The sequence below is a fragment of the Burkholderia sp. AU33803 genome (assembly GCF_002223095.1).
Classification (GTDB): Bacteria; Pseudomonadota; Gammaproteobacteria; order Burkholderiales; family Burkholderiaceae; genus Burkholderia.
Genome location: NZ_NKFJ01000005.1, coordinates 187,835 through 214,621, shown reverse-complemented (window position 1 = coordinate 214,621; position 26,787 = coordinate 187,835). Strand labels below are relative to the sequence as shown.

General features: G+C 65.2%; 24 protein-coding genes. 15 read left to right on the top strand and 9 right to left on the bottom strand.

Translation table 11 applies throughout. The features are described from left to right. Positions 1-238 precede the first annotated feature (238 nt). A complete protein-coding gene (locus CFB41_RS12850) occupies positions 239-1,417 on the bottom strand; it encodes a GNAT family N-acetyltransferase (protein ID WP_089456739.1) in 1,179 nt (392 codons plus the stop codon). Positions 1,418-1,527: 110 nt separating this feature from the next. On the opposite strand from CFB41_RS12850, the gene CFB41_RS12845 reads away from it, so the two are divergent. Next, on the top strand, positions 1,528-3,234 hold the full coding sequence (locus CFB41_RS12845; protein WP_089457188.1) for an NAD+ synthase: 1,707 nt from the start codon (positions 1,528-1,530) through the stop codon (positions 3,232-3,234). An 83-nt stretch (positions 3,235-3,317) separates the two neighbouring features. Further along, complete coding sequence (locus CFB41_RS12840) at positions 3,318-3,656, top strand: P-II family nitrogen regulator (protein ID WP_006398637.1); 339 nt, start codon at positions 3,318-3,320, stop codon at positions 3,654-3,656. A gap of 181 nt (positions 3,657-3,837) precedes the next feature. Here the strand turns inward: CFB41_RS12840 and CFB41_RS12835 are convergent, their stop codons facing one another. Both CFB41_RS12835 and CFB41_RS12830 read right to left on the bottom strand, forming a co-directional pair. Next, on the bottom strand, positions 3,838-4,917 hold the full coding sequence (locus tag CFB41_RS12835) for a porin (protein ID WP_071334967.1): 1,080 nt from the start codon (positions 4,915-4,917) through the stop codon (positions 3,838-3,840). Between the two features lie 562 nt (positions 4,918-5,479). After that, on the bottom strand, positions 5,480-6,451 hold the full coding sequence (locus CFB41_RS12830) for a LysR family transcriptional regulator (RefSeq protein WP_373558618.1): 972 nt from the start codon (positions 6,449-6,451) through the stop codon (positions 5,480-5,482). A gap of 88 nt (positions 6,452-6,539) precedes the next feature. On the opposite strand from CFB41_RS12830, the gene CFB41_RS12825 reads away from it, so the two are divergent. Then, on the top strand, positions 6,540-7,037 hold the full coding sequence (locus CFB41_RS12825; RefSeq protein WP_089456738.1) for a GNAT family N-acetyltransferase: 498 nt from the start codon (positions 6,540-6,542) through the stop codon (positions 7,035-7,037). A gap of 54 nt (positions 7,038-7,091) precedes the next feature. Here CFB41_RS12825 and CFB41_RS12820 read toward each other — a convergent pair whose 3' ends face one another. The 4 genes from CFB41_RS12820 to CFB41_RS12805 form a co-directional block, all read right to left on the bottom strand. Next, complete coding sequence (locus CFB41_RS12820; RefSeq protein WP_039368539.1) at positions 7,092-7,871, bottom strand: ABC transporter ATP-binding protein; 780 nt, start codon at positions 7,869-7,871, stop codon at positions 7,092-7,094. A 17-nt stretch (positions 7,872-7,888) separates the two neighbouring features. Then, positions 7,889-8,602 (bottom strand): ABC transporter permease, encoded by a 714-nt coding sequence (locus tag CFB41_RS12815; RefSeq protein WP_039368534.1) that lies wholly within the window; start codon positions 8,600-8,602, stop codon positions 7,889-7,891. Then, positions 8,599-9,288, bottom strand: a complete 690-nt coding sequence (locus tag CFB41_RS12810; RefSeq protein WP_021158491.1) for an ABC transporter permease — start codon at positions 9,286-9,288, stop codon at positions 8,599-8,601. The genes CFB41_RS12815 and CFB41_RS12810 overlap by 4 nt, the downstream gene beginning before the upstream one ends. A gap of 228 nt (positions 9,289-9,516) precedes the next feature. After that, positions 9,517-10,299, bottom strand: a complete 783-nt coding sequence (locus CFB41_RS12805; protein ID WP_143330831.1) for an ABC transporter substrate-binding protein — start codon at positions 10,297-10,299, stop codon at positions 9,517-9,519. 369 nt (positions 10,300-10,668) lie between these two features. On the opposite strand from CFB41_RS12805, the gene CFB41_RS12800 reads away from it, so the two are divergent. Then, positions 10,669-11,364, top strand: a complete 696-nt coding sequence (locus tag CFB41_RS12800; RefSeq protein WP_089456736.1) for a pirin family protein — start codon at positions 10,669-10,671, stop codon at positions 11,362-11,364. A gap of 70 nt (positions 11,365-11,434) precedes the next feature. Here CFB41_RS12800 and CFB41_RS12795 read toward each other — a convergent pair whose 3' ends face one another. Next, entirely contained in the window at positions 11,435-11,986 is a 552-nt protein-coding gene (locus CFB41_RS12795) for a periplasmic heavy metal sensor (protein WP_089456735.1), read from the bottom strand. A gap of 224 nt (positions 11,987-12,210) precedes the next feature. Between CFB41_RS12795 and CFB41_RS12790 the strand changes: the two genes are divergently transcribed. Further along, the gene (locus CFB41_RS12790) at positions 12,211-12,936 is read left to right on the top strand and encodes a response regulator (protein WP_009693256.1); all 726 of its coding nucleotides are present in this window, start codon (positions 12,211-12,213) and stop codon (positions 12,934-12,936) included. Next, entirely contained in the window at positions 12,920-14,236 is a 1,317-nt protein-coding gene (locus CFB41_RS12785) for an ATP-binding protein (protein WP_089456734.1), read from the top strand. Before CFB41_RS12790 ends, CFB41_RS12785 begins: the two co-directional genes overlap by 17 nt. A 42-nt stretch (positions 14,237-14,278) precedes the next feature. Here CFB41_RS12785 and CFB41_RS12780 read toward each other — a convergent pair whose 3' ends face one another. Beyond that, the gene (locus CFB41_RS12780; protein ID WP_011545926.1) at positions 14,279-14,545 is read right to left on the bottom strand and encodes a hypothetical protein; all 267 of its coding nucleotides are present in this window, start codon (positions 14,543-14,545) and stop codon (positions 14,279-14,281) included. Between the two features lie 503 nt (positions 14,546-15,048). Between CFB41_RS12780 and CFB41_RS12775 the strand changes: the two genes are divergently transcribed. From CFB41_RS12775 to CFB41_RS12735, 9 genes are all read left to right on the top strand, one after another. Continuing rightward, complete coding sequence (locus CFB41_RS12775) at positions 15,049-16,806, top strand: ABC transporter permease subunit (protein WP_089456733.1); 1,758 nt, start codon at positions 15,049-15,051, stop codon at positions 16,804-16,806. A gap of 22 nt (positions 16,807-16,828) precedes the next feature. After that, positions 16,829-18,166, top strand: coding sequence for an AAA-associated domain-containing protein (locus tag CFB41_RS12770; protein WP_011352844.1), 1,338 nt, complete (start codon positions 16,829-16,831; stop codon positions 18,164-18,166). Positions 18,167-18,726: 560 nt separating this feature from the next. Further along, entirely contained in the window at positions 18,727-21,726 is a 3,000-nt protein-coding gene (gene tssI, locus CFB41_RS12765) for a type VI secretion system Vgr family protein (protein WP_089456732.1), read from the top strand. Then, on the top strand, positions 21,726-22,508 hold the full coding sequence (locus tag CFB41_RS12760) for an ankyrin repeat domain-containing protein (RefSeq protein ID WP_089456731.1): 783 nt from the start codon (positions 21,726-21,728) through the stop codon (positions 22,506-22,508). Before tssI ends, CFB41_RS12760 begins: the two co-directional genes overlap by 1 nt. 17 nt (positions 22,509-22,525) lie before the next feature. Next, positions 22,526-23,422 carry a DcrB-related protein gene (locus tag CFB41_RS12755; protein WP_256941007.1) on the top strand — a complete coding sequence of 299 codons (897 nt, stop codon included), beginning with the start codon at positions 22,526-22,528 and terminating at the stop codon, positions 23,420-23,422. Positions 23,423-23,434: 12 nt separating this feature from the next. Then, positions 23,435-24,778, top strand: coding sequence for a PAAR domain-containing protein (locus CFB41_RS12750; RefSeq protein WP_218828682.1), 1,344 nt, complete (start codon positions 23,435-23,437; stop codon positions 24,776-24,778). A gap of 44 nt (positions 24,779-24,822) precedes the next feature. Further along, positions 24,823-25,254 (top strand): hypothetical protein, encoded by a 432-nt coding sequence (locus CFB41_RS12745; protein ID WP_089456728.1) that lies wholly within the window; start codon positions 24,823-24,825, stop codon positions 25,252-25,254. 64 nt (positions 25,255-25,318) lie between these two features. Beyond that, positions 25,319-25,801 (top strand): tetratricopeptide repeat protein, encoded by a 483-nt coding sequence (locus tag CFB41_RS12740; protein ID WP_089456727.1) that lies wholly within the window; start codon positions 25,319-25,321, stop codon positions 25,799-25,801. A 74-nt stretch (positions 25,802-25,875) separates the two neighbouring features. After that, the gene (locus tag CFB41_RS12735; protein ID WP_089457186.1) at positions 25,876-26,562 is read left to right on the top strand and encodes a hypothetical protein; all 687 of its coding nucleotides are present in this window, start codon (positions 25,876-25,878) and stop codon (positions 26,560-26,562) included. Positions 26,563-26,787: the final 225 nt, after the last annotated feature.

The window sequence follows — 26,787 nt, the reverse complement described above, 5'->3', positions numbered from 1 at the left end:
CATGGTGACCGGTCGATTTTTTTGAACTGGGACGCTGGAGTGGGACGACAAGTACAACAGATCGATTCAGTCGGATCAACGAAAACTTCGCTGTTCCCCCGTTCGGCGATTGCGTCCGCGTGGGCGATCGAGGCGTGGCCGACGACGGTGACGCGCGTCGCGCACCGGGCCGAAGGCGCCGTACGGCATGCGGCGAAGCCGGCCGTGACTTCGTCGCATGCCGGGGCCCTTGATGACGTTACGCGCCGCTGCGCCGGAACGGATCGTGTTCGCGCAGTTCGTCGACGTACGCGTGGATATGCTCGGTCTCGCGTTCGAGAAAGCGTGCGACCGCGTCCGAGAACGCCGGGTGCGCGAGCCAGTGCGCGGAGTGCGTGACGGTCGGCAGGAAACCGCGCGCGAGCTTGTGTTCGCCCTGTGCGCCGCCTTCGAACGTATCGAGTCCGGCCTCGATGCAGAATTCGAGCAACTGGTAGTAGGCCGTTTCGAAATGCAGGCAGGGCACGTGTTCGAGCGCGCCCCAATAGCGGCCATACAGCGTGCCGCCGCCGTTTTCGCCGCGCCGGTAGACGGCGAGCGCACTCGCGATCGGCCGACCGTCGGCTTCCGCGATCACGAGCAGCAGGTTCTCGGGCATCGTTGCGCCGATCGTGCGGAAGAAGTCGAGATTCAGGTACGGGCTCGAATAGTGTTCGCGATAGGTCTGCCGATAGCAGCGCGAGAAGAAGCGCCAGTCGGCGTCGGTGATCTGGTCGCCGGTGAGCCGCCGGAACGTCACGCCCGCGTCGTGCACCTTGCGCCGCTCCGCGCGGATGTTCTTGCGCTTCTTCTGCTCGAGCGTGCCGAGGAAATCGTCGAAGTGGCGGTAGCCGTCGTTGATCCAGTGGAACTGCACGCCTTCGCGCAGCATCATCCCCATCGATTCGAGCAGCGCCGCTTCGTCGCCGGTCGGGAACAACACGTGCAGCGACGACAAGTCGCTCTGCTCGGCGAACGCGAGCAGCGTGGCCGCGAGTCGGCGGCGCGCGTCGTCGTCGGCCGCGAGCAGGCGCGTGCCCTGCACGGGCGTGAACGGCACCGCGCACAGCAGCTTCGGGTAGTAGGGCAGGTTATTGCGCTGGTACGCATCGGCCCAGGCCCAGTCGAACACGTATTCGCCGTACGAATGCTGTTTCGCGTAGACGGGCGCTGCGGCCGCGAGGCGGCCGGTGCGCTCGTCGGTCAGCGTGACGAAGTGCGGCGACCAGCCGGTATCGTCGACCGCGCAGCGTGCGACGTGCAGCGCGTCGAGGAATTCGTGGCGCAGGAAGGGCGTCGGCTGCGCGTCGCGGGCGAGCAGCGCGTTCCATTCCGCGGCCGGCACCTCCGCGGGGGACGACAGGATGCCCGTGCGATAATCGATGCGTTCGTGTTTCAAGCGTGAATCCGTACCGTTCTGTGTCGCCGGATGCGCGGGCCTGCATGGCCTGCACCGGGACGATTTCGTCAGCCGTTCAGGGCGCGCCGCCGGGCTGCGCCGATCCCGCCATGAAGACCCGACTCGCTCTCGCCCAGATCAACGTCACCGTCGGCGACTTCGCCGGCAACGTCGCGCGAATCGTCGCGGCCGCCCGCGCCGCGCACAACGATGGTGCGCAGCTGATGGTCGCGCCGGAACTCGCGCTGTCCGGCTATCCGCCGGAAGACCTGCTGCTGCGGCCCGCGTTCTACGCGGCGGCGGCCTCGGCACTCGACGCGCTCGCCGACGCGCTGAAGGCATTCGACGGTCTCGCGGTGCTGGTCGGCCATCCGCTGCGCGGCGCGGGCAAAGGCGCGCATGCGTCAGCCGTCGATGGTAATGCAAACCGCCCGATCGAGCGCGGCGTGCCGCCCACCGATACCTACAACGCGGTTTCCCTGATCGTCGGCGGCGCGATCGTCGGCACCTACCGCAAGCAGGATCTGCCGAACGCCGAGGTGTTCGACGAGAAGCGCTACTTCGCGACCGACGCCGAGCCGCTCGTGTTCGAGCTGAACGGCGTGAAATACGGCGTGATCATCTGCGAGGATGCGTGGCACGCGTCGGCCGCGCAGATCGCGAAGGCGGCGGGCGCGCAGGTGCTGCTGATCCCGAACGGCTCGCCGTACCACATGAACAAGGAAGCGGTGCGCATCGACATCCTGCGCGCGCGGATCCGCGAAACCGGGCTGCCGATGGTGTACGTGAATCTCGTCGGCGGCCAGGACGAACTCGTGTTCGACGGCGGCTCGTTCGTGCTCGACGCGCAGGGCGCGCTCGTCGCGAAGATGCCGCAGTTCGTCGAAGGGCACGCGATCGTCGAATTCGACGGCGCGCGGCCGCTGCCGGGCGCGATCGCGCCCGAGCTGTCGACGCACGCGCAGGTGTATCGCGCGCTCGTGCTCGGCGTGCGCGACTACATCGGCAAGAACGGGTTTCCGGGCGTGCTGATCGGGCTGTCGGGCGGCGTCGATTCGGCGCTGGTGCTGGCCGTCGCCTGCGATGCGCTCGGGCCCGAGCGCGTGCGCGCGGTGATGATGCCGTCGCGCTTCACGGCCGACATCTCGACCACCGATGCGGCGGAGATGGCGCGGCGCGTCGGCGTGCGCTATGACGAGATCGCGATCGCGCCGATGTTCGATGCGTTCCGCGCATCGCTCGCGGGCGAGTTCGCGGGCCGAGCGGAAGACGCGACGGAGGAGAACATCCAGGCGCGCATTCGCGGTACGTTGCTGATGGCACTGTCGAACAAGTTCGGCTCGATCGTGCTGACGACCGGCAACAAGAGCGAGATGGCGGTCGGCTACTGCACGCTGTACGGCGACATGGCCGGCGGGTTCGCGGTGATCAAGGACATCGCGAAGACGCTCGTGTACCGGCTGTGCCGCTATCGCAACGAAACGGCCGACTATCCGCTGCGCGACGTGATCCCCGAGCGGATCCTCACGCGCGCGCCGTCGGCCGAGCTGCGCGAGAACCAGACCGACCAGGACAGCCTGCCGCCGTACGACGTGCTCGACGCGATCATGCGGATGTACATGGAAGAGGACCGGCCGCTCGCCGAGATCGTCGCGGCCGGTTATGCGCAGGCCGACGTCGAACGCGTGACGCGGCTCATCAAGATCAACGAATACAAGCGCCGCCAGGCGCCGATCGGCATTCGCGTCACGCATCGCGCGTTCGGGCGCGACTGGCGCTACCCGATCACGTCACGGTTTACCGAACGTCTCGATTGAGCGGTGCTGGGCCGCGTGCGGCCCGCAGGCTTACAATCGGGGTCGCGATTTTGCATCCAAACGAGCATTGGGGGACAACCACCATGAAACGCATCACTGCCATCATCAAGCCGTTCAAGCTGGACGAAGTCCGCGAAGCGCTCGCCGAAGTGGGTCTCACGGGCCTGACCGTGACGGAAGTGAAGGGCTTCGGCCGCCAGAAGGGCCATACCGAGCTGTATCGCGGCGCCGAATACGTCGTCGACTTCCTGCCGAAGATGAAAATCGAGGTGGTCGTCGCGGAAGCGCAGGTCGACCAGGTGATCGACGCGGTGATCGGCGCGGCCCGCACCGGCAAGATCGGCGACGGCAAGATCTTCGTGTCGGACGTCGAGCGCGTGATCCGCATCCGCACCGGCGAAGAGAACGAAGCGGCCGTCTGAGCGCCGCGTCCGCGCCATTTGATCGCTTCCCGGCCGCTTCGGCCGATCGGGCCACGGGTCGCAAGAACCCGTCGCCCAAGAAAAAACGGTGCGGATACCCGGTTGGGTACCGCACCGATACGCGCCTCTCGCAGCAGCGTGGAAAACGTCGTTGAATCGATTCTTTGAGAACGGCGCCCGATCAGAACAGGTGCTGGATACCGGCGTAGACGCCGGTCTGGCTGCCGCCCGGATGCGGGTTGCCGGTCGACACGGCGGTGCCTGCACCGTTCGCGTTCAGACCGAAGTTGGCCGACGAGCTGTTACGCACCGTCGCGGCCTGCAGGTCGAACAGCGTGCGCTTCGAGATGTTGTACGAACCGCCGATCGTGTAGATGTTCGCGTTGCCGCCGCCGTGGTTCGCGTTCACGTGATACACGGCCGCGATCAGCGCCGCTGCCGGCGTTGCCTGCCACGTCACGCCGCCCCAGACCTGCTGGGTGCCCGTCACGCCGGCGTTCACTGCCGGGCCACCGCTGCCGTCCGCGCGCGATGCCTGGTAGGCCGCTTGCACCTTGAACTGACCGAGGAACACGTTCACGCCCGCGAAGTATTCACGCGAGTAGTTGAACACGTCCGAGAAGCGGCCGTTGCTGTCGCGGGTTTCGTCGTAGATGCCGCGCAACTGGAACAGCGAGTTCGTGTAGGTGACCTGACCGCCCATTGCACGGCCCGGTTGGCCGGCCGTCGTGTTGCCGTTGAAGCTGGTCGAGTTCGAGAACGAGAACTGGCCGTAGAAGTCGAGGCCGTAGAGCGACGGCGACTGGTACGACACGTTGTTGCTGGTCTTGTTCCAGTTGCGGCCGCGCACCAGCGAGGCCGTCGACCAGGCCGACTGGCCGAACGGGTCGAAGTCCCACACGCCGTTGGCGATCGCGAGCTCGCGACCCAACAGCAGCGTACCGTAGCGGTCGTTCGAGATCCCGACGGTCGCGAAACGATCCCAGATCGAGCCGCTGAAGCCGCCCGTCATCGTGTTGAACGCGCCTTCGAGGTGGAACAGGACCTTGTTGCCGCCACCGATGTCCTCGGTGCCCTTCAAGCCCCAGAGGCTGGTGCCCCAGTCGCCGCTTTCCGCGCGCACTTGGTGGCCGTTCTGCAGGCCGTTCAGGTACTCGATGCCGGCATCCAGGCGGCCATACAGCGTGACGCTGCTCTGCGCGTGCGCCGTCACCACCCCAGCAGCCATCAGCGCGGCCGCGACCAAAGCTTTCTTCATCATCTCCTCCATACCCTGTCAAAAAGTCAACCCAGACTGCACGAGATGCCCGGAGCGCGAGCGCCGGGCAAAAGCGGGATAACCAGGGAGACCTCGTGCAGGGCCGGTAAGCGCGGCACGCGGGCAAGCGGACGGAAAACCGTTGAGCGTTCCCGCGCAGCCGGGTCGGCCTGCGGGGTCTCCTTGTAGTGTCGTGAAGCTAAACTACATTTCACGAACTTCGTTTTGCTACTTTGGTTACTAATTTAGCAAAAATACAATTTTGTGGCGATGGAAATCGTTGTTTGACTAACACGTGTCGCCAAATTGCCATGCAACACGGTGGGCAACAGGGGTGCCAAGGGTTTGCAATTAACGGAAAACCCTTGTCCCGCAAGGGAGACACGAGTTTTGCAAACGGGGGTCAAGGATTGTCACTATTGACGCTGCGGGGGCGCAGGCGTAAGCGTCAACGACGAGAAATTGGTAAGTATTTCGTAATGAATGGGCGGCTGCCGGATAGGGCCGGCGATTGCCTGAAACGCTTGTCCGGCAACGCGCAGCGCGGTGTACCGACATACCTTGGTCAGGCAGCGGCGGGCCGCGCGCCGAGCAACTGCGCGCGAATCCAGCGGTGCGCATCGGTGCGCGCATGCTTCGCGTGCGAATAGACCTTCACGGTGTAGCGCGGAATCCCGAACGGCGCCGGAAAGAGGCGGATCGGCGCCGCGTGCCGCAGCGCCTGCGCGGCGCGGTTGGGCACGGTCATCAGCAGCGCCGATTCCGCGATCACGAACGGCGCGGCCAGCACCGTCGGCAACTGCACGGCGACCTGCCGCGCGAGGCCGAGCCGGTCGAGCACATGGTCGACGACGCCGCGCGACTCGTTCCACGGCGTGACGACCACGTGGCGTGCCGCCAGGTACTGGTCGAGCGTCAGCCGCCGGCGAATCTCCGGATGCGTGGCGCTCGCGATCACGACGTAGTCGTCGGAGAACCAGTCGAAATCCTCGATGCCCGGTGCGTCGGCCGTCGATTCCTCGTGGTAGCCGAGCGCGAAATCGATGCGTCCGGCCGCGAGTTCGTCGACGGAGATCTTCCGGTCGGAATGCACGACGCGGATCCGCAATTGCGGCGCGACATGCTGGATGCGGGCGAGAAACGCCGGCAGCACGGCGAATGTCGTGTAGTCGGTCGCCGCGAACACGAACGTGCGGTCGCTTTGCGCGGGATCGAAGCGGCGTGCGCGGGCGAGCCCCTTCGACATCGTGTCGAGCGCGTCGCCGGCCCAGGTGGCGATGTCGTCGGCGCGCACGGTCGGCTGCATCTCGTTGCCGAGGCGCACGAACAGCGCGTCGCCGATCGTGTCGCGCAGCCGCGCGAGCGCGTGGCTCAATGCGGACGGGCTCAACGCGAGCTCGTGCGCGGCCGCGGCGACGGACCGGTGGCGGTACAGCGCATCGAACACGAGCAGCAGGTTCAGGTCGAGGCGGCGCAGATCGGGATGCATCATGTTCAGGTCCGGATGAAGAAACTGCACTTCCTGCAGGGGCTGCATGAACGTAGCATGACGTTCTGATGGGTGCCAGCGCGGCTGCGCGGCATCGTTTCACGTTACCAGCCAGGGCCGGAGGAGGGCTCAACCCGTGCAAATCGACATCCGTTCCGCCACCGTCGCCGACGTGCGGCAGATCCTGCGTTTCATCACCGAGCTGGCCATCTACGAGAAGGCCGAACACGAAGTGATCGCGACGCCCGCGTCGCTCGAGCGCAGCCTGTTCGGCGAGGGATCGCCGGCGCGCGCGCTGATGTGCGAGGTCGACGGCGAGCCGGCCGGCTTCGCCGTCTATTTCTTCTCGTATTCGACGTGGCTGGCCCGGCAGGGGCTGTATCTCGAGGATCTGTACGTGTCGCCACGCTTTCGCGGCGCGGGCGCCGGGCTGCGGCTCCTGAAGGCGCTCGCGCGGATCGCGGTCGAGTCGGGCTGCGGGCGTTTCGAGTGGAGCGTGCTCGACTGGAACGAGCCGGCGATCCGCTTCTACGAAAGCGTCGGCGCGGCGCCGCAGAGCGAATGGGTGCGCTACCGGCTCGCGGGCGACGAACTGCGCGCGTTCGCCGACAGCGCGCCGGTGAGCGCCGCGTAAACGCAAAACGGGCGCCGCGCGGCGAACCGCGGGCGCCCGCTCATCCAGCGTGCGTTACTTGAGGCTGCCCGACAGGAACCCGCGCAGGCGTTCGCTCTTCGGGTTGGCGAACACCTCGGACGGCACGCCTTCTTCCTCGACGCGGCCCTGGTGCAGGAACATCACGTGGTTCGACACGTTGCGCGCAAAGCCCATCTCGTGCGTGACGACGATCATCGTGCGGCCTTCCTCGGCGAGCTTCTGCATCACCTTCAGCACTTCGCCCACCAGTTCCGGGTCGAGCGCCGACGTCGGCTCGTCGAACAGCATCACGTCCGGATGCATCGCGAGCGCGCGTGCAATCGCCACACGCTGCTGCTGGCCGCCCGACAGGTGCGACGGATACTGCTTCTCGACGCGCGGCGCGAGGCCGACTTTCTCGAGGTACTCGCGTGCGCGCTCCTCGGCTTCCTTCTTCGGGATGCCGAGCACGTTCACCGGCGCTTCCATCACGTTCTCGATCACGTTCATGTGCGACCAGAGGTTGAAGTGCTGGAACACCATCGACAGCTTGGTGCGCACGCGCTGCAGTTGCTTCGAATCGGCCGCGCGCAGCGCGCCCGTCTTGTCGAGCGCGGTGCGCACTTCCTCGCCGTCGACGAAGATGCGGCCCGCATTCGGCTGCTCGAGGAAGTTGATGCAGCGGAGCATCGTGCTCTTGCCGGAGCCGGACGAGCCGATCACGCTGATCACGTCGCCCGAGTTCGCCTTCAGCGACACGCCCTTGAGCACCTCGTTGTCGCCGTACCGCTTGTGCAGATCGTCGACGAAAAGCTTCTGAGTCTGGGAATTCATCATAGTCCTGCGAAAACTTACTTGCCTTGCGGGCGCAGATACGCGAGCCAGCGGCGCTCGGCCTGGCGGAACAGCCAGACGAGCGTGAACGAGATCGCGAGATAGAGCAGGGCGGCGATGCCGAACGCATGGAACGACATGTAGGTCGCCGAGTTGACGTCGCGGGCGATCTTCAGGATGTCCGGCACGGTCGCGGTGAAGGCGACGGTGGTCGCGTGCAGCATCAGGATCACTTCGTTGCTGTACAGCGGCAGCGCGCGGCGCAGCGCCGACGGCAGGATCACGCGGCGGTACATCGTGAACGTCGACATCCCGTACGCGCGAGCGGCTTCGATTTCGCCGTACGACGTCGCCTTGATCGCGCCCGCGAAGATTTCGGTGGTGTACGCGCAGGTGTTCAGCGTGAACGCGAGCAGCGTGCAGTGCATCCCGTCGCGGAAGAACGCGTCGAGCATCGGCGTGCCGCGCACGGCCTGCAGGCTGTAGAGGCCCGTGTAGCAGAGCAGCAGCTGCACGTAGAGCGGCGTGCCGCGGAACACGTAGGTGTAGAGCCACACGGCGCCCGACAGCCACTTCTTCTTCGACACGCGCGCGACCGCGAGCGGTATCGACAGGCAGAAGCCGAGGCCGATCGACACGACCAGCAGCCACAACGTAATCGCGACACCGGTGATGCGATAGCCGTCGGTGTAGAGATAGTTGCGCCAGTATTCTTGGATGAGTTCGATCATAGGTCAGCCTTGCGGACGCCGGTCGAGTAGCGCTTTTCGAGCCACATCAGCACGAAGTTCGAGATCGTCGTGATCGCGAGGTAGACGGCACCCGCGATCAGCGTGAAGAAGAAGAACCGCAGCGTGCCCTTGCCGGCGTCCTGCGACGCCTTCACGACGTCGGCGAGGCCGATGATCGACACGAGCGCGGTCGACTTCACGAGCACCTGCCAGTTGTTGCCGATGCCGGGCAGCGCGAAGCGCATCATCTGCGGGAACATGATTCGCGTGAACACCTGCCAGTTCGTCATCCCGTAAGCGCTGCCGGCCTCGAGCTGGCCGCGCGGCACCGACAGGAACGCGCCGCGGAACGTCTCGGTGAAGTACGCGCCGTAGATGAAGCCGAGCACGAGCACGCCGGCGAGGAACGGGTCGATGTCGATCTGGTCCCAGCCGAGCGCGTCGGTCGCCATGTTCAGCCAGATCTGCAGGCTGTAGAACAGCAGCAGCATCAGCACGAGGTCGGGCACGCCTCGGATCAGCGTCGTGTAGACGGTGCCGACGCCGTTCGTGAAGCGGTTGCGCGACAGCTTCGCGCCCGCGCCGAGCAGGCCTAGCAGGAACGACAGCGCAAGCGAAAGCACCGCCAGTTTGACGGTTTGCCAGGTGCCAGCGAGGATCAGCGGGCCGTAACCTTGTAGAAACATTGAGTGGTCCCTGGTGTGGTCCCTTAGGGCGCACGCGGTGCGCCGCGAAAGACGCGTTCCGCCCAAGCTGCGCGGAACGCCCCGTGCGTATCATGACCGTCCGCCCCGGCAGCGGTGCCGGGCCGCCCGTCGCGGGAGCGGCGGGCAGCGGCGGGCGGCGCGTGGTTGACTGCCTGTACTGCCCGGATGCGGGGCGGCCCCGCATCCGTCGTCTCTTCTTTTCGTTACTCAGCGGGCCGAAGCCGAATAGACGCTGAACGCGAAATACTTGTGCGACAGCCGGTCGTACGTGCCGTCCTTGTGCATGTCGGCCAGCGCCTTGTTGATCTTGAGCTTCAGGTCCGTATCTTCCTTGCGCAGGCCGATCGCGGTGCCGTCGCCGATCGTCTTCGGATCCTTCACTTCCGGCCCGGCAAACGCGAAACCCTTGCCGCGCGGCGTGCGCAGGAAGCCGTAGTCGGCCTGCAACTCGTCCTGCAGCGTCGCGTCGAGACGGCCCGAGCCGAGATCGGTATAGACCTGGTCCTGGTTCTGGTAAGGAATGATCGTCACGCCCTGCGGCTCCCAGTACGCCTTCGCGTAGGTTTCCTGCGTCGAGCCCTGCTCGACGCCCACGCGCTTGCCCTTCAGCGACGCGACCGTCGGCAGCAGCGGCGAGCCGGTCTTCGCGATCATCCGCGCCGGCGCGTCATAGACCTTGTCGGAGAAGTCGATCTGTTCGCGGCGCTTGTCCGTGACGGTCAGCGACGACACGATGACGTCGTACTTCTTCGCCTTCAGCGCCGGGATGATCCCGTCGAGATCCTGCGCCACCCACACGCATTTCACGTTGATTCGCTTGCAGATTTCCTTGGTGAGATCGACGTCGAAACCGACGATCTCGCCGCTCGGCGCGGTCGACTCGAACGGCGGGTAGCTGGCGTCGACGCCGATCCGCACGGTCTTCCACTCCTTCGCGAAGGCGCTGCCCGCCATGAGGGCGAGGGCGGCGCACAGGGCGGCCTTCTTCATTTCCATCCTTCTGTTGCTGACTTTCCGGGAGCGCTCGCGGCCGGTTGGACCGGGCGCCGCGGCGTATTCTAGACGGCCAAAAATCGCCGAGCGGCGCTCTGGCAATGGCGGCCGCCGGAACGGCGAACGCCAAAAGGCCGGTATTTTACCCGAACGCGATACGCGGAAACCGGCAATCCGGGCCGACCGATCGATTCTTCGACGCATTGATCCGGCTGTTGCGATAATCGCTGCATTCACGAGGGACATTGCATCGATTGCATCCGCAAGTGCAACGATGCGGTGCGCAGGCGGCGGATTGTGGCGCGATTGGCACACTCATACAGTGACGGCATGGCAGAACCCTGCATCCCACGGAGTGTCCGTTCCATGTTCCAGATCCGCCGCGCCGCCGATCGCGACCAGCGCAGCCATGGCTGGCACGAATTCCTTCACAGCTTTCCCGGGGCGTCCGGCCGGAGCGGGCCGACGGCGTTCGGCGCATTGCGCGAACTGAACGAGGAATGCATCGCGCCGACCCGCGGCTACGGGATGCGGCCGTACCGCGACGCGGAAATCGTCACCTACGTGCTCGACGGCGCGCTCGCGCATCGCGACAGCCTCGGCAACGGGGCGATCGTCCGTGCGGGCGGCGTGCAGCGCATGAGTGCCGGCACCGGCGTCATGCTGAGCGAAACCAACGCGTCGCGTGACGAGCCGTTGCGCCTGCTGCGGATCTGGCTCGCGCCGGCCGGGGCGGGCGGCCGGCCCGGCTACGGGCAGACGCACTTTGCCGATGACGAGAAACGCGGGCGGTTGCGGCTCGTCGCGGCACCGGACGGTGGCGACGGTGCGTTGCCGATCGGGGCGGACGCCCGCATCTTCGCGGGGCTGATCGACGGCGACGAGGCGGCGGCGTTCGACGTGCCGGCCGGGCGCCGCGCGTACGTGCACGTGGTGCGCGGCGACGTCGAGGTGAACGGCTACGCGCTGTCCGCGGGCGACGGCGCGCGGATCGGTGCCGTGGACGCGGTGGCGTTCGCGCGCGGCCGGGCGGCCGAGGTGCTGCTGTTCGACGTCGCCTGAAACGCAAAAAGGGGACGCGGGCCGGTGCCCGCGTCCCCTTCGATGCCGCTTCGCGGAGCGGCCCGCCGGCTTACTGCGCCGGCGCCGACGCGGCCTTGGCCGCGCGATGCTGCTCCCAACGCTCCTTCATCTTCTCGTGGCGCTGTTCCATCTTCGCGAACTGCTGCTTGAGCGCCGTGCTGACCATCGTCTTCTGCTGGTCGTTCAGCCCGTTGTAGAACGTGAGCCACGCGGCGGACGTCTGCTCGCGCAGTTGCGCGTTCTGCGCCTCGGCCTGCTGGCGTGCCGAGTGCATCGCGCTCAGGTCGAGGATCGGCTGGTTCTGCTGCGCCTTGAACTGGTCGCGCATCTGCTCGTGGCTCTTGCGCATCGCGTCACGGTTCTGCTTCATCGTGTTGACGGCTGCCTGCCACTGCTGTTCCTGCGACGCGTTGAGCTTCAGCTGGTCGTGCAGTTTCATGATCGCGCCGAACGGGCCGCCTTCATGCCCGTCGTGCATCTGATGGGCGCCGGGGCCGCCCGGAGGCGGCATGTCGTTGGGCTGCGCGGCATGCGCGGTGCCGAATGCGAGAGCGAGCACGGTGGCGGCCGCGATGGCCACGCGGGAAGTCTTCTTATACATTTCAGAAACTCCTTGTATCCAAAGGGTCCGGCGATGCGGGTCCGGGAAAACCGGGTGCCGCATCCGGTAAGACGCAGGTTAGCGATGCAGGCTGCGGCCGGTGTTACGCGGGGCGGTGGCCGGGTTACCGCGCATTACAGTTCCCTTGCGCGGTAACCCGCAGTAACCCTTTCGTCCCTTTGTTTCGTTCTTCGACTCCGCCCTCGCGCGGTAAACTTCGAGCCATGACTACCCAGATCCTCATCGTCGACGACGACCAAGAACTCCGAGACCTGCTGCGCGACTACCTCGTGCGCCAGGGGATGGAAGTGTCCGTGCTGCACGACGCGGCGACGCTCGAGAAGCGCCTCGAGCGCGAGCGGCCCGACCTGATCGTGCTGGACCTGATGATGCCGGGCGTCGACGGCCTGACCGCGCTGCGCCAGCTGCGTGCGGCCGGCGACGACATCCCCGTGATCATGCTGACCGCACGTGCGGACGACGTCGACCGCATCGTCGGGCTCGAGCTCGGCGCGGACGACTACCTCGGCAAGCCGTTCAACCCGCGCGAGCTGCTCGCGCGCGTGCAGGCCGTGCTGCGCCGCCGCCGCGCGACGCCGTCGGCCGCGGCGCCCGAACAGCGCGAGCCGTTCGCGTTCGGCCGCTTCGTGCTCGACTTCCAGGCGCGCACGCTGTCGGTCGACGGCAAGCCGGCCACGCTGTCGAGCAGTGAATTCGCGCTGCTGAAGATCTTCGTGAACCACGCGCTGCGCACGCTCACGCGCGAGCGGCTGCTCGAGCTGCTGCACGGGCCCGAGTACGACGGCACCGACCGCGGCATCGACGTCCAGGTGTGGCGCCTGCGCCGCATCCTCGAAACGGATCCGTCGACACCGCGCTTCATCCAGACGGTGCGCGGGCGCGGCTACGTGTTCGTGCCCGACGGCGAGGCCCATGCGCAAACCCATTGATTCACTGTTCGGGCGGCTGGCGCTGCTCGTCGTCGGTGTCCTGCTCCTGTCGCACTTCGCGTGGTTCTTCGCGATGCGGCTCGAGCGCAGCCAGATGCAGACGCGTTACGCGGTCGAAGAGGCTGCGTTCCTGGTCGACGCGGTGCGCCAGCACGTCGCGCGCACGCCTGACCAGCCGCTGCCGTCGCGCGTGCGGCTCGTGTCGCCGGACAGCGCCGACGTGCCGAAGGGCGGTGATGCAGGGCTGCCGCCGCCGCTGAAGCGGTTCCGCGACGACGTGAGTGACCGCATGCCGCCCGGCACGCAGGTCGAGATCGGCACGCCCGGCCATCCGCCCGTGCTGTGGGTGAAGGAGCCTGCCGACCGCAACTGGATCGTGGTGCCGGTTCAGCCGCTGCGGCCGCCGCGCTCGCTCGACCGGATGCTGTTGTGGCTCGGCACGATCTTCTCGGCCGGCGTGATCGCCGCGCTGTTCGCGGCCTGGCAACTGCAGCAGCCGCTGCGTTCGCTGGCACGCGCGGTCGCGCGCTTCGGCCGCGGCCAGCCGGTGCCGCCGCTGCGTGAGCGCGGCCCGCGCGAGCTGCGCCAGCTCACGCATGGCTTCAACCAGATGGTGGAACAGGTGTCGCAGGCCGAGAGCGACCGCGCGGTGATGCTCGCGGGCGTGGCGCACGACCTGCGCACGCCGCTTGCGCGGATGCGGCTGCGGGCGGAAATGATGGACGACGCCCGGTTGCGTGACGGCGTCGTGCGCGACGTCGATTCGATGTCGCACATCGTCGATCAATTCCTGGTGTTCGCGCACGGCGGGTCCGATCGCAGCGAGCCGGTGCCGGTCGATCAGGCGTGCGAGCGGATCGCGCGCAGCTATCGCGCGGTCGCGCCGAACGCGCCGACGGTCCAGACCCGGCTCGACGCCGATCCGGGCTTCCGGCTGCCGACGGCGACGCTCGACCGGATCCTGTCGAACCTGCTGGACAACGCGCATGCGTACGGTGCGCCGCCCGTGCTCGTCGAGACGGCGCGCACGCCGGCCGGCTATGTGTTGTCGGTCAGCGACAGCGGCGGCGGGATCGCGCCGCGCGACCTCGCGGCGGCCACGCGGCCGTTCGTGCGGCTCGACCCGGCGCGCGGCGGCAACGGCCACAGCGGGCTCGGGCTCGCGATCGTCGAGCGGCTCGTACTCAGGCTGGGCGGGACGTGCGACATCGGCAACCGCCCCGAAGGCGGCCTGCGTGTCGCGATGACGTTCCCGTTCGAGGTCGTGCCGAAGGACGAACCCCACGCACAGGCCGCATGAGCGGCTGCGGCGCCAGCCCGTCCGGGCTGGCGCCGCGTGCCATCATTCGCCGAACAGCGTGCCGAGCGTCTCGGCCGCGTTGCTGTCGATGGTGTTGTAGGTCACGGTCGTGGCCTCGAAGATGTAGACGGTCGTGTACCGGCCGAGGCGCTCCAGGATTTCCTCCTGCAGCGATTCAGGCACGACGTTCATGTTCAGGTACCACGCCGTCGACGACAGCCGCGTCTGGAACGACCCGTACTCCTGCATCAGTTCGTAGAACGCGTCGGCATCCTGATCGCGGCAGACGATCACCAAGTTTCCTGCCATTCCCTTTCCTCCCGCTCGTCGATCGATCCCCAAGGCCTGTTGACATCGGGCACGCGCATGCGTTGCCATCGGACCAGCCGCAACAGACCCCGAGGGCCAGCCCTGATCATACCCGCTTAGTCGTATCCGGCTGGTGACGCCCGACATGGTTTGCGCGCACGTGCGGCCAGCGGGTTCACGGGCGGGCCGGATCACGGCATAATTCGGGCCTGCATGCCGGCCGAAAGACTGCGGCCGGGCTGCTCGACCCGCGCACCCGCCATCCGCCCCGCGCGCCAGGCACGATCCGTGCACCGCCTGCGCCGTTCCCGGACGGTTGTACCTGAAATACAGGTTGGTGTAGTGTCGTGCCGTCGCGGGCCGGCTCGTCCGGGGCGCGGCAGCGCACGCACGCACCGCGCTCGCGCGCGATCGTCAGTCAATCGAATTACCGCACCCGTGCGCTTTGCCATGAATCAACATCGACTGCCGGCTTCGTTCGGCCTTACCGGGGAGGGCGCCTGATGGACGTCGGATTCTTCAATCCGAACCGGACCGCCAACGCGTCCGCGTGGCGCGTCCTGCCGAACCGGTGGGATTTCATCGCGTTTCCGCTGATCATCTGCCTGATCGCGATGGCGGTCGTCGGTTTCCACGAAACGATGGCGCCGATCGGCACCCTGCAGACGCAGAAGATCTCGCTCGACCCGTCGAACCTGCCCGAATATGCGTTGCGCACCACGCTGCGGATGCTTGCCGCGATGGTCGCGTCGCTTGCGTTTACGCTGATCTACGGCACGTTCGCCGCGAAAAGCCGGCGTGCCGGCATGGTGCTGATCCCGATCCTCGACATCCTGCAGTCGGTGCCGGTGCTCGGCTTCATCTCGTTTACCGTCACGTTCTTCCTCGCGCTGTTCCCGAGCCGCGTGCTCGGCGCCGAGCTCGCGGCGATCTTCGCGATCTTCACGAGCCAGGCGTGGAACATGACGTTCAGCTTCTACCAGTCGCTGCGTACGGTGCCGCGCGACCTGGACGAAGTGTCGCGGGGTTTCCACCTGACGTCGTGGCAGCGCTTCTGGAAGCTCGAAGTGCCGTTCTCGATGCCGGGCCTGATCTGGAACATGATGATGTCGATGTCGGGCGGCTGGTTCTTCGTCGTCGCGTCGGAGGCCATCACCGTCGGCAACCAGACGATTACGTTGCCGGGCGTCGGCGCGTATCTCGCGCAGGCGATCTCGGACAAGAACCTCGGTGCGATCGGCTGGGTGATCCTCACGATGACGGTCGTGATCGTCGCGTACGACCAACTGCTGTTCCGCCCGCTGATCGCGTGGGCCGACAAGTTCCGGATGGAAAACACCGCGTCGGGCGACGCGCCGCAATCGTGGCTGCTCGACCTCGTGCGCCGCACGCGCCTGATTCATCAACTGCTCGTGCCGGCCGGCTGGTTCTTCGCGAAGGCCGCGCGGATTCCGCTGCGGCTGCCGCTGTCGGGGGCGATGCGCTTCTCGCTGCCGAAAGTCGAGAAGAAGGCGTCACGCACGGTCGACATCGCGTGGGCGACCCTCGTGCTGCTCGGCACGGCCTATATCGTGTGGCGTGTCATCAGCTTCGTGTCGACCGGCGTGACGATGGCCGAGGTCGGCCACGTGCTGGTGCTGGCGCTCATCACGCTGCTGCGCGTGGTCGTGCTGATCTCCATCGCGTCAGTGATCTGGGTGCCGATCGGTGTGTGGATCGGGCTGCGCCCGAAGCTGGCCGAGAAGCTGCAGCCGCTCGCGCAGTTCCTCGCCGCGTTCCCGGCCAACCTGTTGTTCCCGGTGTTCGTGATCGTGATCGCGCGCTTCCACCTGAACGCCGATATCTGGCTGTCACCGCTGATCGTGCTCGGCACCCAGTGGTATATCCTGTTCAACGTGATCGCCGGCGCAACGTCCTACCCGAACGACTATCGCGAAGCGGCGACGAACTTCCGCATCCGTGGCTGGCAGTGGTGGCGGCAGGCGATCCTGCCCGGCATCTTCCCGTACTACGTGACCGGCGCGATCACCGCATCCGGGGGCGCGTGGAACGCGAGCATCGTGTCGGAAGCCGTCCAGTGGGGCAATACCAAGATCGAGGCGCACGGCCTCGGTGCCTATATCGCGCAGACCACCGCCGCCGGCGATTTTCCGAAGATCATCCTGGGCATCGCCGTGATGTCCCTGTTCGTTACCCTGTTCAACCGCCTGTTGTGGCGCCCGCTGTATGCCTTCGCCGAAGCGAAGCTGCGGCTCGACTGAGACCGATTGAGAGCGAAACGCGATGCACAATCCGAATGCTGTAAACGCCCCCGTCCAGACGAACCAGCCGCCGCGCCTCGGTGAGGAAATCCTGCGTGTCGATCACGTCTGTCGCGGCTTCAACAAGACGCAGGGCGAACTGCTCGTGCTCGACGATGCGAACCTGTCCCTGCGCGAAGGCGAGATCGTCGGGCTGCTCGGCCGTTCCGGCTCGGGCAAGTCGACGCTGCTGCGCATCATCGCCGGGCTGATCGAGCCGACCGGCGGCGAGGTGACCTATCTCGGCCAGCCGCTGCGCGGCCCGGCCGAAGGTGTCGCGATGGTGTTCCAGACCTTCGCGCTGTTCCCGTGGCTCACCGTGCTGCAGAACGTGGAAGCCGGCCTCGAGGCGCTCGGCGTCGGCGCCCGCGAGCGGCGCGAGCGCGCGCTGGCCGCGATCGACCTGATCGGTCTCGACGGCTTCGAGAATGCGTACCCGCGCGAGCTGTCGGGCGGCATGCGCCAGCGCGTGGGCTTTGCGCGCGCGCTCGTCGTCGACCCGACGATCCTGCTGATGGATGAGCCGTTCTCCGCGCTCGACGTGCTGACGGCCGAGACGCTGCGTACCGACCTGCTCGATCTCTGGACGCAAGGCCGCATGCCGATCAAGTCGGTGCTGATCGTCACGCACAACATCGAGGAAGCCGTGTTCATGTGCGACCGGATCCTCGTGCTGTCGTCGAACCCGGGCCGCGTGATCGCCGAGATCAAAGTGCCGTTCAAGCATCCACGTAACCGTCTCGACCCGGCGTTCCGCAAGCTCGTCGACGACATATACGCGAAGATGACGGCCCGCCAGACCGGCGAGGCGACGAAGAAGGGGCTCGAGCTCGGCAGCTGGCTGCCGCAGGTGTCGACCAACCTGATGGCCGGCCTGATCGAAACGCTCGCAATGGCGCCTTACCACGGCCGCGCGGACATGCCGGAAATCGCACGCACGCTGCATCTGGAAGTCGACGACCTGTTCCCGATCGCCGAAGTGCTGCAGTACCTCGGCTTCGCGGACGTGCGCGAAGGCGACGTGTTCCTGACGCCGCCGGGGCGCGTGTTCGCGGAATTCGGCACGCAGGAGCGCAAGCTGATGTTCGCGGATCACCTGCTGAAGCACGTGCCGCTCGCGGCGCGGATCAAGAAGGTGCTGAACGAGCGCCCGGGCCATCGTGCGCCGCGCGTGCGCTTCGAGCAGGAGCTGGAGGATTTCCTGTCGGACGGCGCCGCCGAGGAGACGCTCGACGCGGTAATCGACTGGGGCCGTTATGGCGAGATCTTCTCGTACAACGACCAGACCGAGATCTTCAGTCTCGAGGACGTCGAGTCCTGACGCAGTCGGGGCGCATCCGGCCGACACGGCCCTGATGTCCGCCGCGCCTTGATCCGGCCGCGCCCCGCCAAGGGCCGTGCGGCCTGCCCCCCGGCGATCGCAATGAGCGCCGGGCGATGCTCCATCTGAGCGTCGGGCCGCGCCATCGCCGGGGCGCGGAAAATGGCGTTCGTCAAGGATGCCGCGCCCGGTTTGATCCTCGACCGCAGCGCTTTGCTCGCCTCTGGCTGCGTCATCCACTCCGTCACGCATCGAATTCCCGCCGCCCCCGTCGCTCGTTGTCCGGTGTACGCCGCACTCCGGTCGTTCGTCGTTGCCTGATCACAAGCGATGCCGCGACAGGTGCGCGATTACGCTGCGACGGCAGGCAATGAATATTGGGGTTCGATTGAATGGCCGATCGGGCCTGTCGTCATTCCGGAATATTAAATGCTGGCAAGTGTTATGAAATTCTCCGCGGTTTGATATATTTAGCGCCTTCAAGGCGGCTGAGAGCGCCTTGTTGGTGCGATAGCGTCTGGGTTGCGGCGGGTCCGCCGGACGAAAAAAACGAGGTTAAGATGAGTTTCGCTGCAAACGGAAACCCCGATGGGACGGGAGGGGGCGGCGCGGCCTTGGCCGGCGGTTTGAGCAACCTGGGTTCGCTTGCCGGAATGGCGGGGCAACTGGGGGCGCTGACCGGCATGCCGGGCGCCGGGCTGCTGGGCGGAGCCGCGAGCGCGGTTCAACTGGCTCAAACCGGCTTGTCGTTGATCGGCAAGGCGCCGGAGTCGATTGCCGAGGCAATCAACGGCCTGACGGGTGCGGTTCCGCGCTTGACCCAGGATAATCGCTTCGTCACGATCGAAACACCGCTCGGTCCGGACGTGCTGCTGGTCAGCGCGGCCGTCATTGACGAACACGTCAATCAGCTCACCGAAACGCATCTCGATCTGCTGTCGCATCGCAACAATATCGAGCCCCAGGAAATTGTCGGGCAGCGGGTCAAGATCACGCTGGAGCCGCAGAGCCGCAATTTCAGTCTGACGCGTGTCGTGACGTCGTCGGCCGATATCGAGACGAAGCGGTATTTCGACGGTTACGTTGCGTCGTTCGGGCGTGTCGGAAACTCGGGTTCGGTGACCCGCTACGAAATGTCGGTCGTTCCGTGGTTCTGGTTCCTGACGCGCTCGACCGATTGCCGGATCTTCCAGAATCAGACGCCGCAGGACATCCTGGGCGACATTTTCCGTGAGATGGGCTTCCCGGATTTCGAGTTCGCCATTCAGGGCGATCGTCCAAAGCTCGAATACATCGTGATGTACGACGAGTCGTACTACAGTTTCTGCTCGCGCCTGATGGAGCAGGAAGGGCTGATCTGGACGTTCCGCTACGAAAACGACAAGCATGTACTCGTGATCGGCGACAGCAACGCGATGTTTCAGCCGATTCCGAATCTGAAGACGATTCCGTACGAAGCCAACAGCGCAGCAAGCGAGCAGAACGGCATCAACCGCTGGGACGAGGCGTTCAGCTTCCGAGTCGGCAAGATCACGTACCGGGATTTCAATTACAACCAGCCGTCGTCGCAACTGATGCATGTCGAGGTGCCGACCGTCAATCTGAAGCACCCGAATATCCAGACGACGGAGCGTTACCAGTTCCATTCGCTGTATGACCACGGGAACGACGGGCAGCGTTACGCATGCTATGCGATGGAAGCGGAAGAAGCGCTCGCGCATCGTTTCAACGGAGCGGGGCATGCGCACGGCATGACGACGAGCGGGCGCTTTACGCTGGTCAATCACGGCACGTCCGCCTACAACAACAAGGATTTCGTGATTCTTCGCGTTCGTCATCAGGTGGCGAACGACTATACCCAGCAGACCTCGAAGCTGCCGTACCACAATACGTTTACGTGCTTGCCGATCGACATTCCGTTCCGGCCGGAGCGGCGTACGCCCAAGCCGCACATGCAGGGTACGCAGTCCGCGATCGTGGTCGGGCCGAAGGGCGAGGAAATTCACACCGACGGCAGCCGGGTCAAGCTGCATTTCCTGTGGGACCGGCGCGGCAAGCTCGACGGCTCGGACTCGATGTGGGTGCGCGTATCGCAACCGTGGGCAGGCAAGGGATGGGGCGGTTCGGCGATTCCACGGATCGGCCAGGAGGTGCTGGTCTCGTTCAACCAGGGCGACCCGGACAACCCCATCGTCGTAGGCCGTGTGTTCAACGGCGAATCCGGCAACCCGTATCACGGTAGCGGCGGCCAGACGATGGGGATGCGCAGCCAGACGCACAAGGGCGAGGGCTTCAACGAACTGCGGTTCTCGGATGTGAATGGCGCCCAGGAAGTCTTTCTGCATGCGCAGAAGGACATGAAGACGATCGTCAAGGATAACGAATCGCATACGGTCGAATCCGGAGCGCGAAGCGTGTCGGTGCTGAAAGGCGACGAGAGCAAGCACGTTGCGGAAGGCAGCCTGTCGGAAAAGATCGCGAAGGCGCGCTTCACGACGGCCAACAGCGTCGGCGTGCAGGCGCTGGCCGGCGATGCCGGGCCGGGGAAGCAGAGCTATCAGGCAACGGACGAGATCGAGCATCGGGTGGGCGCGAGCATCGTCACACTGAAGCCGGACAGCATCAAACTGTCTCATGGCGCATCGAGCATCCTGATCAATCAGAGCGGCATCTTTCTCGATGGCCCGGTGATCCATCTGAATCAAGGGCTTTTCGTGACGCCTGAACAGGCGATGGCGATCGAGTGGGCCAATCAACAGGCGATCATCGCGGCAGGTCTCGCGTCGGCCGATCCAAAAGTGCAGGCGGCGGCTCGCAAGCTTCAGGCGACGGTCAAGGCGCAGCAACTGGCCAAACTCGCGGGGGCCGTGTACACGCCAGGTACGGCGCCGCCCGGATGGAAGAACGTATCGAACGATCCGGAAGCGCTCAAGAAGTTCGGCCTGAGGCCGCAAGACCTGCAGATTCCCGGCAGCAACTTCGGTGCGCAGGTCTATGCGCCCGACCCTGCGGTGTTCGGCGACAGCATGAAGCCCACCCTGGCCTTCAAGGGAACGCAGCCCACGGTCAAGGAGGACTGGTCGAACAACCTCAATCAGGGATTGGGCGACAACTCACCGTACTACGATCGTGCGGTGACCATCGGCAAGAAGATCTACGGCTCGGGCAATGCAGGCGGCCTCGATCTCACCGGTCACTCGCTCGGCGGCGGGTTGGCTTCGGCAGCGTCCCAGGCCAGCGGCGCGGGCGCGACGACGTTCAACGCGGCCGGCCTCAATTCCGAAACGCTGCCGATGTACGGCGCAGCACCCCGGGCGTCGGCCATCACGAACTACCGGGTCGATGGCGACATCCTGACCGGGGTGCAGGAAGGCAGGCTGGGCCCGATCAGTGACGTGACGTCGCAATTGATGCCCAAGGCCGTCGGTGAGCAGATCACCATTCCGGGTACCAGTTTGACGACCGTTCAGCGTCACATGATGGGGCAGGTGACGAGCGGACTGGAAACGACCGCTGCCGATCAGCAGGCGTCGTTGCTGAGCCAACTTCAGGGACATTGATGAAATACAGCAAGGTCATCGCCGCGGGCGCGGTTGTCGCGGTAATCGGTTTGTCGTCGCCGTTCTGGTGGCCGACTCAAGCACAGGAAACAAAAATGGCAGACTTCAAGCGTTACCCGCCCGAAGACTTTTTCTCGGGATCGCAACTCGAGCTGGCGCGTGCCATTCGCGACGGAAATCTCGAGCAGGTCAAATCGCTTGCGACGCGTACCGATCTGGCTGCGCCGGGCAACAAGAAGGCCACCCTGTTGTCGTTCGCGGTGCAGGAGGCGATTCCGGTGAAGACGGACGCCACGAACGTGCACTTCCAGATCGTCAGCGAACTGGTGCGGGACGGCGCGAAGCCCGAACAGCCGTTCGGCGAGAACGGCGCGAACGTGGCATATCTGGCTGCGCGGGCAGACACGCCCAACTTGCTGAAAGCGTTGCTGGCGGGTGGCATGAGCCCGGATCTGAAGTACGACGGCGATACGCCGCTGCTGTTCGCAACCTGCAAGGACACGCTGTTGCCGCAAATGCGCGTGCTGGTCGAGCACAAGGCCAACGTCAATCTGCGGGACTCGATGAAGGAAACCGCGCTCTACGAAGCGACGCGCCTGCGGCAGTGGGACGTCGTCGATTATCTGCTCGAGCACGGTGCCGATCCGTCGGTGAAGAACGACAATGGCCTCGCCTATTCGAAAGTCCTCGGCGACGAACTGCAGCAGACGCCGAAAGGCTCGCCGCAGCTGAGTCGCATCGAAGCCATTCACAAGCGTCTGGTCACGGCGGGCGTGCAGTAACGTCAGCCGCATGACGGATGCGCCGGCTGCGCCAGTGCAGCCGGCGAACAGTTTCAATCCGGCGCCTGCCCCGACGGGCAGGCCGAACCGAGAAGAGCATGTCCGAATATCAGATGAACGACGCCGTCATTCAGTTGCCGGCGCACTTCAAAGACAAGACGATTCACCTGTTCACGGTCGATGAAGCAGGGAGCAGCGGATTCACGTTCGTGGTTTCGCGTGCGCCGATGGAGCCGGACGACACGGTCGATACGTTCGTGACGCGGCTCGTATCGGAGATGCGAAAGTCGCTTCCGCGTTTCGAATTGAAGCATCTGGAAAACCGGGAAATCGATGGCGAAACCGCGCGCGAAGTCGATTATCAGTGGGTGTCGGAAGGCACGCCGCTGCATCAGCGCCAGACGGTGGTGATGTCGCCGAAGGCCGGGCGCGAGCGCGTGGCGATCAGTTTCATCGGCACCTGTCCGAAGTCGTTCACGGAGGACAAGAGCAAGGAGTACAAGAGCCTGCTCGCGAGTGTCGTGCTGGCCCGGCCCGACCGTGCGGCTTTTGTGCCGACCGCGCTCGGCCAGGACGAGGCGGGCATCGTCTTCGTGCTGCACGAGCCGAGCGCGACGTTGTACGCGCTCACCGGCATGGCCGAACTGTTCCGGCACGACGTCACGGAAATGTTCGACGACACCGCGTTCTTCGGCTCGGCCGGCGAGCCGCTCGCGTTGCAGCCTGCTCCGGCTGGACAGCAGGCGTGGCGAGCACTGGATGGCCGTCAGTTCGCGCTCTGGACGACGGATTCGCGCGAGCACGCGTCGCTGGGCGACCGGCTTGCCGGGGTGACGGCGGTGAAGGGCATGACCGGCATGCAGAGCATCGAGGCCGTGCGTGCTTATCTGACCGCGGTTGCGAACGCGGGCTAACGGGGAGCGCGCGTGGATACATTGCTTGCTGCTGCGCGACTCGGCGATCCGATTGCGCATACGGCATCCAAGGGATGGATGATCGCCGGGTTGATCGCGGGTGCGGTGATCGGCGCGGTGGCGGTGGTCGCCACAGGCGGTGCCGCGTTGACGGTGGTCGCTGCAGTCGCCGCGGGTGCTGCCGCGGGCGGCGGCCTTGGCGAAGTGCTGGGCACGATGTCGTGGGCGCCGCGACACGTCACGGGAAGTCTGATAAAAGGCTCGCCCAACGTCTTCATCAACAGTCGCGCGGCGATGCGGGCCATCCTGAGCCTGGGCCTGTGCAGCGACCACGCGGGTCCGCCGCAGGTGGTCGCGCAGGGTTCGTCGACGGTCTTCATCAACAGCCAGCCGGCGAGCCGCAAGGAAGACCGGATGATGTGCGGCGCGCTGATCAACGACGGATCGCCGAACGTGTTCATCGGCGGCCCGGCGGTCGGTGAGTACAATCCCGAGATTCCGGCGTGGGTCAACTGGACGATGGCTGCGGTGGGCATTGCCGCCGCGGCTGTCCTTGCGGGGCCGGCGCTGGCGTTGCTCGGCGCCGCCGGCGGTTTTCTCGGCGGCGAAGTCGGCGGGTGGCTGGGCGGAAAGATCTTCGGCGAGGGTTCCGACGGGCAGAAGTGGTCGATGCTTGGAGGAAGCTTGCTGGGTGGATTCGGCGCGGGGAAGGGGGCCGGGCTCGTCAGCGGGGCGAGGGGGGCGGGCTCGGTGGCTGGCGAGTTGTCGGCGCTGGAGGCCGTCGAAGGTGCCGCGGGCGCGACGGAGCAGCCGACGATTTCGCTGTTCGGGTTTCGTGGCGGCGGACGGGTGTCCGACGTCGAAGCCGGCATGCATCCGTATCAGTACACTGGCCACGTCGGGTATTCGCTGGACGGTGGCAAGACGATATGGGGCTTTGGTCCCGCAACGGGAGACGCGAGCGCAGCGGAAGTGTTTGGCAACCTGAAGGGATCGGGCAGTTACCCCGGGATGCTTACCGCGGATCAAGACGCATTCATCGCGGTCGCGAAAGAGCCGCTGCCTGCCCGTGGTGGCGGCGGCGCTCTACAGACAGTGTACGAGCAAAAGATACCGGTCACGCAAGAGCAGTACGAATCGATACTGGCGGCACATGAGGAACTGCTTGCACGTGGACCGATGGATGACATCCGGTATCAATGGCCGCCCAAGTCTGGCGAATGGCCCGAAAACAACTATAACTGTGCAACGTTTCCAGGACGCCTCGGCATTCCCATTCCTGAAGGAACAGGGAAATTGCAGAACTACATGCCGGAGCTCGAGAAAGTGGGCACGCCCTGGACGCCGGGAAATTGAATCTTATGAATGTGTCAGAGAGCCTTTATTCCGCCGCTGTCAGAATGCACGACCTGGTGTTCGTGTCCGTCGTCGATTCACCGAGTCCGCACGTACTCCGGGCAAAAATAGAGCAGATCTATTCCTGCGGAAAGGGCATCACGCCGGATCACCTCGGGACGGAGTTCGAGTTTTACAGTGGACCTGCGACGTGGGGGAACGTTTCGCTCCAGATCGGGGAGCGGGCGCTGCTCTTCGTCCATCAGGTGTCCGGCGTGTTCAACGAATATCCATGGCGCGGCCACATGGTCCTGGAGGAAATTGACGGTGAATCGTACGCGCGGTTGCAGATGCCCGAGTTGTGGTTGAGGGACGATCTGCCGGAAGCCGTGAAAGCTGCGGCGGGTCCGCATCCAACCAGGCGAAATGCGTCGATTGTCCGGTTCAGTGTGTTTGAGAGCTACCTGAAAGGGCTCATCGAGAAATCGGCTCCCTGAACCGGGGCGGTTTCCGGACGGCGAAGCGGATAATGGAAGAACGAAGTTTTTGGAGCTGAATGGAATGACCGACAAGAATCCTGATTTTTCACCGATTCGCATGCGGGCGCGTGGTTTCGTGTCGCAGGGGCGCATCGAGGACGCGCTCGGGCTGTACGGCGACATCCTGAAAATCGCGCCGGAAGACGCGGCGACGTATGCGGACCGCGGCACGACCTTCGCGATGATCAAGAAGACGGATCTTGCGTTGAACGACCTGAATCGGGCCATCGAACTGGGGTACACGGACGCGTCGGCGTATTGCACGCTCGCGACGATTTTCCTCGAAGGCGGCGGCTACCAGAAGTCGCTGGATTATTTCGACAAGGCGCTGAAGCTCAATCCCGATCAGCCTTTCGTCTATTTCAACCGCGCCCGCGTTTACGAGACGCTGGGCGATATCAAGGCTGCGATTGCCGATCTGGAGCGGTGCCTGACCTACAACCCGGACGATGCGTTGTCCGCGAAGATCAAGGACAGGGTGGCGCAGCTTCGCGCGCGTGCGTAACGGCTGCCGCGGGGTGCGAAGTTGGCGGTATCCGGCCCGGAACTATCCGGGCAAATTGCTTGGGGGCCGTCGTGATGTTGAAGCGTGACAAGTTGCCGTACTCCGTGCTGCCTTCATCGTTGACGGTGTTGATTCCCGAGGCAATTTTCTTGAAGGCGCTCGAGAATGCCGAGTCGCAAACGATCGTCGTTTGGTACGTCGACGCGAAAATCGGTCGTCAACATGAAGTCGAGTTTTCGCCGCAATCGGGGCGTCTGCTGTCACGCAGCGAGCGCGAAGCACGATTTCCGATCGAGCGGCGGATCGTTCTGCGGGATGGAATCCGGGTGCAAGTGGGCAATCGGCTCGAGGCCGCTACCGACGTTCGTTACGAAACCTATACCGCGTACGATCCCGTGACTTCGTCGAAGCTTGCCGTCGGCGAACAGATGTTCTTCATGCGGTTTCTGGGCGATCCCGAGACAATCGTTCGGCAAGCGATCGAAAAAGCGAGGTTCCCGAACACCTATGCGGGATGGAGCGCAATCGAGCGCATTCGCTACTGGGTTGGCGTGCTGTATCGTGCGCGACGTCAGACGGGGGAGTCGGGAATCAATGAAGATGAAGCCTTCCAGCCTGCGTTGCTGAAGCAGATGAGAGCGGTGGATCCCGAGGTCGACGGCATACTTGCGGCGGTCCTTGCCGAGCTGAGTCGAATGGAAATGATCGGCCCGGATGTCATGCGGGCCGCGTTCAATCGGCGGACAGGCGCATCGATCTGATCGTCCGGCGGACGAACGTGCCGATGATCGAAGTGCCCGGATTGGCAAGTCGGATGCTTGGCGGCTGACTTGATTGGCCGACAGGTGAGGGCACCTGGCCAGCAATCCGGAAGATGGGTGCGTTGTCCGCGCGGATCAAGGGCAGCGCGATGCTGCTTGGCGCGTCCATCTAACGACTGCCGGTTGCGGCCGAGCGGAACGGCATCGGCAACGGCACCGCGCATG